General features: G+C 38.3%; 8 protein-coding genes. All 8 read left to right on the top strand.

Translation table 11 applies throughout. From position 1 onward, the window contains the following. Positions 1–411 precede the first annotated feature (411 nt). The 8 genes from MLE14_RS02710 to MLE14_RS02670 all read left to right on the top strand — a co-directional run bounded on the left by MLE14_RS02710 (position 412) and on the right by MLE14_RS02670 (position 9817). On the top strand, positions 412–1656 hold the full coding sequence (locus MLE14_RS02710) for an MFS transporter (protein WP_243296737.1): 1245 nt from the start codon (positions 412–414) through the stop codon (positions 1654–1656). A 252-nt stretch (positions 1657–1908) separates the two neighbouring features. Then, positions 1909–2970 (top strand): nucleoside-triphosphatase, encoded by a 1062-nt coding sequence (locus MLE14_RS22555; protein ID WP_313897724.1) that lies wholly within the window; start codon positions 1909–1911, stop codon positions 2968–2970. A gap of 65 nt (positions 2971–3035) precedes the next feature. Continuing rightward, positions 3036–4049 carry a S66 family peptidase gene (locus MLE14_RS02695; protein ID WP_243296736.1) on the top strand — a complete coding sequence of 338 codons (1014 nt, stop codon included), beginning with the start codon at positions 3036–3038 and terminating at the stop codon, positions 4047–4049. A gap of 347 nt (positions 4050–4396) precedes the next feature. Beyond that, positions 4397–4921: an RNA polymerase sigma factor gene (locus MLE14_RS02690; protein ID WP_243296735.1), complete on the top strand. Its 525-nt coding sequence runs from the start codon at positions 4397–4399 to the stop codon at positions 4919–4921. Next, positions 4908–5537 carry a nuclear transport factor 2 family protein gene (locus MLE14_RS02685; protein ID WP_243296734.1) on the top strand — a complete coding sequence of 210 codons (630 nt, stop codon included), beginning with the start codon at positions 4908–4910 and terminating at the stop codon, positions 5535–5537. Before MLE14_RS02690 ends, MLE14_RS02685 begins: the two co-directional genes overlap by 14 nt. 185 nt (positions 5538–5722) lie before the next feature. Next, a complete protein-coding gene (locus MLE14_RS02680; RefSeq protein WP_243296733.1) occupies positions 5723–6199 on the top strand; it encodes a DinB family protein in 477 nt (158 codons plus the stop codon). A 223-nt stretch (positions 6200–6422) separates the two neighbouring features. Further along, on the top strand, positions 6423–7598 hold the full coding sequence (locus MLE14_RS02675; RefSeq protein ID WP_243296732.1) for an iron-containing alcohol dehydrogenase: 1176 nt from the start codon (positions 6423–6425) through the stop codon (positions 7596–7598). A gap of 344 nt (positions 7599–7942) precedes the next feature. After that, positions 7943–9817, top strand: a complete 1875-nt coding sequence (locus tag MLE14_RS02670) for a sigma-54-dependent Fis family transcriptional regulator (protein ID WP_243296731.1) — start codon at positions 7943–7945, stop codon at positions 9815–9817. Positions 9818–9820 lie beyond the last annotated feature (3 nt).

The raw sequence follows: 9820 nt of genomic DNA, 5'->3' as shown, positions 1-9820 counted from the left end.
GAGGAAAGCAGGTTTTATTTGATGTACCCAAAAAGAATTCTATACAAAAAGTTTAAGTGGCAAAAGGCAGAAAATTCAGGTTTTCCAAAACCTTCAAAAGTAACCGCCTTATGTCACGGATTCAGGATTAATTATTAATGAAATGGAGGTTTTCCTTTTGACAGCATCAATGAGATTAAGATTCCTGCCTTTCATTCGTTAAATGAATACGTTTGAAGGCTCTGCCTCTGTTCAGAGCAAGGGGATTGGTCTGTCTATTTTTAAGGAAACCTGCATTTATCGGTTATTGAAAAGAGGGGATGAGTCTTCCCTCTTTTTTGTGTCTTTAAACATGTATAAGCAGAGCGGTACGAAGATTATGAATGTAGGTGAAGCTATTAAAAAAATTTAATGGAAATGAGTTGTTAGTCAATGAACAAAGTAAATCATGATCTCAAAGAGAATTGGTTGAAGAACATTATTCTCTTTTTAAGCAGCCAGACGATCTCCCTTTTTGGATCGTCCCTGGTTCAATACGCCATTATGTGGCATATAACGCTAACGACGGAATCGGGTTTGATGATGACGTTGTATATCATTTGCGGTTTCATTCCAACCTTTATTTTGTCACCTGTTGCAGGGGTATGGGCGGATCGCTACAACCGAAAAATGCTGATTATTCTTGCAGACGGACTTATTGCGGTTGCTACTCTGATTCTTGCCATTCTCTTTTTAATGGGATTTGATGCAATATGGCTGCTATTTGTGATGGCAGCGATTCGTGCCTTTGGGACGGGAATTCAAACGCCGGCTGTCGGTGCTATTCTGCCGCAAATTGTGCCGAAGGATAAGCTGACAAAGGTAAATGGAGCAAATGGAAGTATCCAAGCGGTCATCATGTTCGTATCTCCAATGGTCAGTGCAGCACTATTAGCAATGTCTACGATTGAGATTATATTTTTTATCGATGTCATTACTGCAGTGATTGCGATTGTAACACTGCTTGCCTTTTTAAAAATTTCTGTACATCAGAAAGCAGCTGAAAAACAAACCACAAGTTACTTTAGTGACTTTATACAAGGCTTAAAATATGTGAATAACCATGATTTTCTAAAAAAATTCTTCCTATTCTTTGCATTCTTCTTTGTATTAATGGCACCTGCAGCCTTTTTGACACCATTGCAGGTTACACGCAGCTTTGGCGGTGACGTATGGCAGCTAACTGCCATTGAAATCGCCTTTTCAATAGGAATGATGGCAGGTGGAGGAATTATCGCATCCTGGGGAGGATTTCAAAATAAAGTGATGACGATGACATTTGCAAGTCTTATTATGGGAGTCTGCACATTTGCTCTTGGAGTAGTCCCGAACTTTTGGGTTTATTTAGTCTTCATGGCTTTATTCGGGGTCGCCATGCCTATTTTTAATACTCCGACTACTGTTTTATTACAAGAGAAAATTGAAGAAGATTATTTGGGAAGAGTTTTTGGAGTCATGGGGATGATTTCAACTTCTATGATGCCGATTGGAATGCTTATATTCGGTCCAATCGCAGATATCATCAAAATTGAGTGGCTGCTGATAGCAACTGGGTTATTCATTATTATCCTTTCCATATTCTTAGGGCGAAACCAGGCATTGATTGAAGCGGGAAAACCTTTATTGAAAGAGTCATAACATAACGAGACAAAAGGAACGGATCCAATAGGATTGCGTTCCTTTTTCTTTTATCGTGAGGGATGTTCTACTTTAAATACCGGATATTCATGTAAAAGAAGAATGGTTTTCAAAAGTGGCAATCCCTCTTCCTTTTTCGATTTTTTCAGAAAAATGGGCTTGCTGTTGGAATATTATGTTAAAATTGACTTATTAAATTTTTTAGGTGAACGATAACTTAATGGAAGAAACCATAAGTGGTGGTGCTAATAGATGAATGAACAGTCAAAACATTTGGTTGCTGTTTCAGCACTTGTTAAGAACAAGAATGGTGATGTTCTAATGGTTCGCACACATTTACGTCCGGACACTTGGGAAATCCCCGGCGGATTTGTAGAGGCAGGTGAGCCGCTGGATGCAGCGGTATGTCGGGAGCTTCTCGAAGAAACAGGAATTGTCATACGTCCGCTAGGGGTATCCGGAGTTTACTACAATGAGAGGTTCCATGTTTTGTCCGTGGTTTTTAGTGCGGAATATGTCAGTGGAGAATTAAAAATTCAGCCTGAAGAGATTTTAGAAGCTAAATATATAAAGATGGATGAAACGAATATTGATGAATATATTAAACGCCCTCATTTAAAGTCACGTATACTTGATGCACTAAATACAGTAAATTCTGTTCCATATGAGACATGGCATCTGAACTCTCCCCATTACAAGCTGTTGGCAAGGTTAGACGGAGTACATAAGAATTCTAAGAGATCTTTTTTACTTACGGGGAAGCCTAGAATGGGCAAGACAACGATCATAAAAAAACTGATTAATGAAATTGGACCAGATATTTGTGGTGGATTCTATACCGAGGAAATAACAAATTCAAATGATCGAGTTGGTTTCAGATGTGTTTCCATTAACGGAGAAAGTGTGGAAATTGCGAACGTAGAAAGTCGAAGCAAAACTCGAATTGGAAGGTATGGTATTGATATAGAAAAGTTCGAAGTATTTGCTATAAAAATATTACAAGAAGCTTTACGTTCCAAGAAAATAATAGTAATGGATGAAATTGGCTTTATGCAGATGCTATCCAGTTCTTTTCAAAAAATAGTTCGAGAGATTGTTTTGGATCAAAACATTGTTCTTGGGACAATTCCTTTAGACAGTCATCCCGAAATAGACAAAATTAAATATTTGAAAGAGGTAGAGTTAATAAGTATAAATGAATTCAATCGTGATATAATATCAAAATTTTTGGTAAAGGATATCTTGAAAGTTTTAGATTCAAGTACATTGTTAAAATTAGATGAAGACGCTGACATCGTAAAACATTTGAAATAGTTCTTGTTTAACTAATTTTGGCTTGTTACTATCATGTAAAGTGTCTATTTGGGGGGAGATCAGCTGTGATCAAATATCCATATTTAGAAAAAGGAGCAACTATAGGAGTAACAGCACCTTCATCTGGAGTACCAGCTGAATTACATGATATGTTTAAACTTGCATGCAGTCGTATGGAGATGAAAGGATTTAAAGTTATTTGCGGCGAGACTGTTTGGACTCAGGAGAAAGCAAAATCAGCACCGGCTCAAAAGCGTGCAGCAGAGTTCAATGAAATGATGAAACATAATAATATTGGTACCATCATTCCTCCATGGGGCGGGGAATTATTGATTGAGATGCTAGAATATATTGATTTTAACGATATACATGAAAAGTGGATATTAGGTTATTCCGATACAAGTGTATTGTTATTGGCTATTACTTTAAAGACAGGGATCGCCACTGCTCATGGAGCTAATTTAGTAGATTTAAGAGGAGAATATTGGGATGATACAACTGCCATGTGGCAATCAGTATTATCAACTAAAGCCGGGGAATCCATCCTTCAACATTCTTCTTCAACATATCAAAGAGAATGGGATCACAATAACCCTTCACCTTGTCTTTTTCATTTAACTGAAGAAACTTATTGGAAAACGGCTTCAAACAAGAGTGAGAATTTAAAGGGACGTTTACTTGGCGGTTGTATAGACGTAATAAGACATTTGATCGGTACACCATTCGGTGATGTTGATGGCTTTAGAAAACAATTTCTCAATGGTGAATCTGTGTTATGGTATTTAGAAAATTGTGAGTTAACTGCCACGGATTTACGAAGATCATTGGTTCAAATGAAGTTAGCAGGCTGGTTTGATCAATGCTCTGGCATTCTGTTTGGCAGAAGTCCAGCCAATCATCCTGTCGAAGACTATACCGCTGAAGACATTTATAAAGAGCTTTCCGATGAGCTTCAAATCCCTATTATTTATGATATTGATTGCGGTCATGTCCCTCCGCAAATCACATTCATAAATGGTGCATTTGCTGAAGTGCAAGCAGAAGACGGTAAAGGGGTTGTGCTGCAGCGCTTTATTTAGTAATCAGATAGTTTTATATGTTGAACGGGTAGTGTTATTCGAAGATGTAATGTACCGCCCAATGTTAGACGCTAACTAACATTGGGCGGTACATTTTTTTATACTTTATGAAAGTATGACATTTTAGCAAAGAAGAAATTCGAAGCAGTTATAAAATTTTTAAGAATAAAGTATAAGTTGAACTATGCAATCGCCTGCGCCATAAAGGCTTGGCGATTGCCAAGTTTTCTTTACCGTAAAAAGCTAAAGTTTACAATAATGATAGTTTTTCGAAAAAAATGATGTGTAACCTTTTTAGGCTTTATCCGTTTTTACAGTGTAAAAGAAATGAGAGGGAGGATGGGTTTTTGGACCAAAACTTTATTAAGCAACAAATAAATAGCTGGTATCACGAGTACAGTAATGACATTTTTAGATATGTCTTTTTTATGATTGGTGATCGGGACCAGACAAATGATATTTTACAGGATACTTTCCTCCGTGCATACAGCCATTATGAAGCCTTTAACGGAGAAAATGTAAAAAGCTGGCTTTTTAAAATTGCCCGAAACTTAACTATTGATTTTATAAGAAAGAAAAAACCTAGTTCTTATATTTCCGATTGGTTTCCATCCTTTAAAACCATTGAGAAATCACCTGAAGACATTATGATGTTTAATGAATTTGAAAGGCAATTATTTATTTCATTGAATAGGATTAAACGCCCATATAGAGATGTCATTATTTTAAGGAAAATTAAAGAAATGTCCATCAGTGAGACCGGAGAAATATTAGGCTGGAGTGAAAATAAAGTCAAAGTAAATTTGTTCAGAGGGATGAAAGCGTTAAAAAAGGAACTAGAAAAGGAGGGATATCATAATGAAACCATTTAATCCGGAAATAAATGTGTATGATCAGGATTTCAAATCTATGAAAAATCAGATTAACATGACTGAAGAAGAACAGTATGATATTTTGCATCAAATCAATACTAAAATTGATGGAAGATTACTAAATACAAAGAAATCACCTGATAAATGGAAATCTTACATTGCATTAGCATCAGCCTTCCTTGTATTAATCATATTATCAGTCCCTTTTCTAGGTAATGTTTTAGAAGAAGGAACCGGTCTTTTTGAAGATCATATGACTGCTGAAGAAATGGTTGAAAAGCATTATGAAGCTTATAACAACAAGGATTTTGATGCCTATTATGATATGATGAGTAAACGACTTAAGGAGCATTTCGAAGCAAACTACGTTTACAATTACCCTTCTGTTAGAGAGCGACTTATAAAATCTTGGGAAAGGACTTGGAGACCTGTAGAAGTTATCAAAATTGAAGAACAAAGCGGAGGAACAGAAAAGGGTACGATCGTAGCTGCAACTGTTCATTACCCTGCGTGGGGCACTGAACCCGAATCAACCAGAATCATGACCTATAAACTAGTAAAAGAAAATGGAGAATGGAAATTTGATGAACTCATTAGTGACGAAAAAATTCAATAAGATTTTAAATTAATCCATGAGAAGATAATAAACTGAACGTAAGGCCTCTTTAATATTCGGTGGTGGCGTTAATCCAAAGATTAACGCTATTTTTTTTTAATGCCTGATCATATGGAGCAGGATATTTCAATGTTCTCCCGAATTCTTTGAAGATAAATATTGAGGGAATAAGGAAGGTGGATGGCATGCTGAAATTATTCGAGTACAACTGGCAAGTACGCAAGGATTGGTTAGACTGGTGCGACGAAGTGCAAGAGGAAGAGCTGCTGAAGAAACGTGTAGGCGGTCCGGGAAGCATTCTCTATACGATGTTTCATATTATAGAGTGTGAATACGCCTGGATTAGCGCATTGCAAGGAAAGCCGATGCCTGAAGAGCCTCCGTTCGAGGACTATGCCGGAGTGCAAAAATTAAGAAATTATTCAGCACGTTGCCATGAGGAAATAGCTCCTTTCATTTATGCTTGGAACAGGGGCATGGAAACTCGTATTTTGTCTGACAAAAACTCAGCAGGTAAATGGGAGACCTTCCAATACGGGGAGATCATGCGACATGTTATCGCCCACGAGATTCACCACATCGGACAATTGTCTATATGGTCGCGGGAAATTGGAAAGCAGCCAGTAACTGCAAATTTGATTCGCAGGGGATTGTTTGTATAACCAATTACTGTCGTTGATTTAATCCTAAAGCCATAAAAACAATAGCAGCTCAAACTTTATTTTCGTTTGTACCGCTATTGTTTTTATGTGATTTTAGATCCCATTGGTTTTGATTGAATTTCAGAATAAATTGCAATCACTGTTATTATTTTTAAATAGTAGCAGTGGCCGCCTTAGAAATGAATAAAGTGATATTGTATCAATCAATAGGAGGAGTGATCAAATGTCTGAAAAAATAACGTTTGTACCAGTCAGTTTTACCGGCTGGAATTCACTGTCCCATCTGGTAGAACAAGTAAGTCAGTTTGGGGTGAAAAAGATTCTTTTGGTTACGGACCCTTTTTTGAAGGAGATCGGTTTAACGGATAAAGTTGTTGTCCCTCTGAGGGAAGCTGGTTACATCATTGACATCTATACCGATATTGTTCCGGAACCGCCTCTGGAAATTGGAGAGAAATTAGTGGCCAATACACGTGAGTTCCAGTATGAAATGGTTATCGGTGTGGGGGGCGGCAGTGCGCTAGATTTATCAAAACTAGCAGCTGTTTTAGCTGTCCATGAAGGTAACGTCGCGGATTACTTAAACTTGACGGGTACAAAAAGAATTTCAAAAAAGGGGCTTCCCAAAATTTTAATCCCTACGACTTCAGGAACAGGCTCAGAGGTTACCAATATTTCAGTTCTATCGCTAGAAACGACAAAGGATGTTGTCACTCATGACTATTTGTTGGCCGATGTCGCGATCGTGGACCCTGCTTTAACCATTTCGCTGCCGCCTAGGGTAACCGCGGCAACCGGTATAGATGCTCTGACCCATGCCGTCGAAGCTTATGTTTCTAAAAACGCAAGCCCGGTATCTGATGCCTTTGCGCTGCAGGCAATCAGGTTAATCAGCGGATCAATCCGTACAGCAGTGTCGAACGGTGAAGATCGGCAAGCCCGTACCAATATGAGCTATGGAAGCTACCTTGCCGGATTGGCCTTTTTTAATGCCGGAGTCGCAGGTGTACATGCCTTAGCCTATCCGTTAGGCGGTCAATTTCATATTGCCCACGGTGAATCAAACGCTGTATTGTTTCCGTATGTAATGGGCTATATTCGGCAGAGCTGCGAGAAACGAATGAAAGATATTTATAACGCAATGGGCTTCCATCCCACAAATCTTTCACCATTAGAAGCCTCCTATAAGTGTGTAGCGGAGTTAAAACGTCTAGTAGAAGAGATTAATATACCATCTACGTTAAGAGGATTTAACATTCCCGAGGATGCGCTGGAACGTTTAACAAATGACGCAATTCAACAAAAACGATTGCTAGCCCGCAGCCCCATGACACTAGAAAAAAAGGATATTTACCGGATTTATAAAGCTGCCTATGCCGGTATCATCGAAGACCAATAATAAGAAAATCATTTTTTTGCTAAACAAGCAATCTAATTTAAAAATAAGGATTAGTGGACAAGAACTATTGATTGACACAGGTTTGACCAACATGATGAAACCCGGGCTCCATAGGTGAAGTTCGAGTATAGATCTCGTATGCCTCTATAAACATAGCTTGATAGTATTCAACATTAAAATGTTCAATAATCAGGTAAAGCAGAAGTTGATCTCTTTGAATGAGGCACTTCTGTTTTTTTACTGTTAAAAATCAGAATATTCTATATAGACACATTGAAAAGTAGATAGATTTTATACTAATCTAACAGATAAAGGGAACTGAATCAGCAAAGGAGGGGATGTATATGAAAAAAATAGAGCAGGTGTGCAAATGTAAAACAGGGTTAACTGCAGCGGACTGGATGATGAAGAACCCGGCCTATATCCATTTGGATACTAGAGTAGGAGAAGCAGCAGCCATTCTCACACAACATGATTTGGATTTTATTTCTGTAGTGAATCAAGACCTTAAGCCAATCGGGGTGCTTGGTTCAAAAGCTATTATTTTGGATCTTTTACAGGGCTTGCCTGACAGGCCAGTCTCAGAATGTCAGATAAATATTGATTTTCAAAGTGTCAGCCTTTATGACACCATTACAGATTTATACCAGCAGCCTTATACGTATTATCTTGTATTGGATGACGAGATGAGACTAACGGGAATTCTATCCCAAAAGGAGATTTTGCATGCACTTGGCCATTATGTAGATGAATTGAACAAGAGCAAAAATGCAGCAGAGATCTTAAGCATCATTTTAGATAGTGCCTATGAAGGGGTTGCAGTTGTAGATGAAGAGGGAATTGTCCGAGAATTTAATGATGCGTACAGCCGATTTACAGGCATAAAAAAAGAAGAGGCGATTGGCCGTCATGTAAAAGAAGTGATTGATAATACCAATTTGCATAATACAGTGAAAACAGGTCTTCCGGAACGGGGAGTTATTCAATATATTAAGGGTCAGCCGATGGTCGTTAACCGGATTCCGATTTGGAAGAATGACAAGGTCGTAGGAGCGATTGGCATGCTCATTTTCGAGGGAGTCGGGGATTTATATCGAATATATGACCGGTTTCAAAAACTAAATATTAAGCAGCAGCCTCCAAAATATTTAGAAGACAAGAAAAAGGCGAAGATTTCGATTGATTCCATAATTGGTGAAAGTGAATCGATTGCAAAAGTGAAACGATTGGCCAGAAAGGTTGCAGGCACAAGTGCAACCGTGTTAATCACGGGCGAAAGCGGGACCGGTAAAGAAATGCTCGCTCGCAGCATCCATCATTTAAGCTTTTATGCAAAGGGGCCATTTGTAAGCGTGAATTGTGGAGCGATTCCGGAGCATTTATTTGAATCTGAATTGTTCGGATATGATGAAGGAGCGTTTACTGGTGCAAAAAAAGGCGGAAAACCAGGCAAATTTGAATTGGCCCAAAATGGCACTATATTTTTAGATGAAATTGGTGAACTGTCGCTTACGATGCAGACGAAGCTTTTGCGGGTTTTGCAGGAAAAAGAAATTGAACACGTCGGGGGAAATCAAAAATATAAAATTAACGCGAGAATCATCGCAGCGACCAACCGTGATTTGAAAGCAATGGTTGAGAGAGGCGAATTTAGGGAGGACCTTTATTACCGGATTAATGTGATTGAACTAACTATTCCGCCGCTCCGGGACCGAATCGAAGATATTCCGCTCTTAATCTCGCATTTTTTAACAAGTACCTCTAAAAAATATGATATTGAAGAAAAATTGGTTACGAAAGAAGCAATGTCTGTCTTTTTGCACTATGCTTGGTATGGAAATGTAAGGGAATTAGCGAATGTCATTGAAAAACTTGTCATTCTTACAGAAGGCCCGGTCATTGACGTTCAGCATGTTCCTCGATATATGAAGGAAATTAGCTATCATTACGACAAGTATCGCAATCTTGAACAAGCTGAAACCATCGGACTCTACCATTCATCTGTTTTTGATTCTGAAGAAAAAACGGCATATCATGCCGAAGGAAATAATCGGCCCCTACTTGAACAAGCCAAATCTATTCATGCCAAAAAAGAAAAGGAAGCGATTATGGAGGTTCTGGAAAAGACGGGCGGGAATAAATCAAAGGCAGCCCGTCTGTTGGGAATACATCGAACGACTTTGTATCAAAAAATAAAAAAATATCGACTTGACTGGTAAATC

Origin of the sequence: Bacillus litorisediminis (genome assembly GCF_022808645.1) — a bacterium.
In the GTDB taxonomy this organism is placed as follows: Bacteria; Bacillota; Bacilli; order Bacillales; family JC228; genus Bacillus_BF; species Bacillus_BF litorisediminis.
The sequence above is the reverse complement of the archived record's forward strand: the minus strand, read 5'-3'. Positions and strand labels throughout refer to the sequence as shown.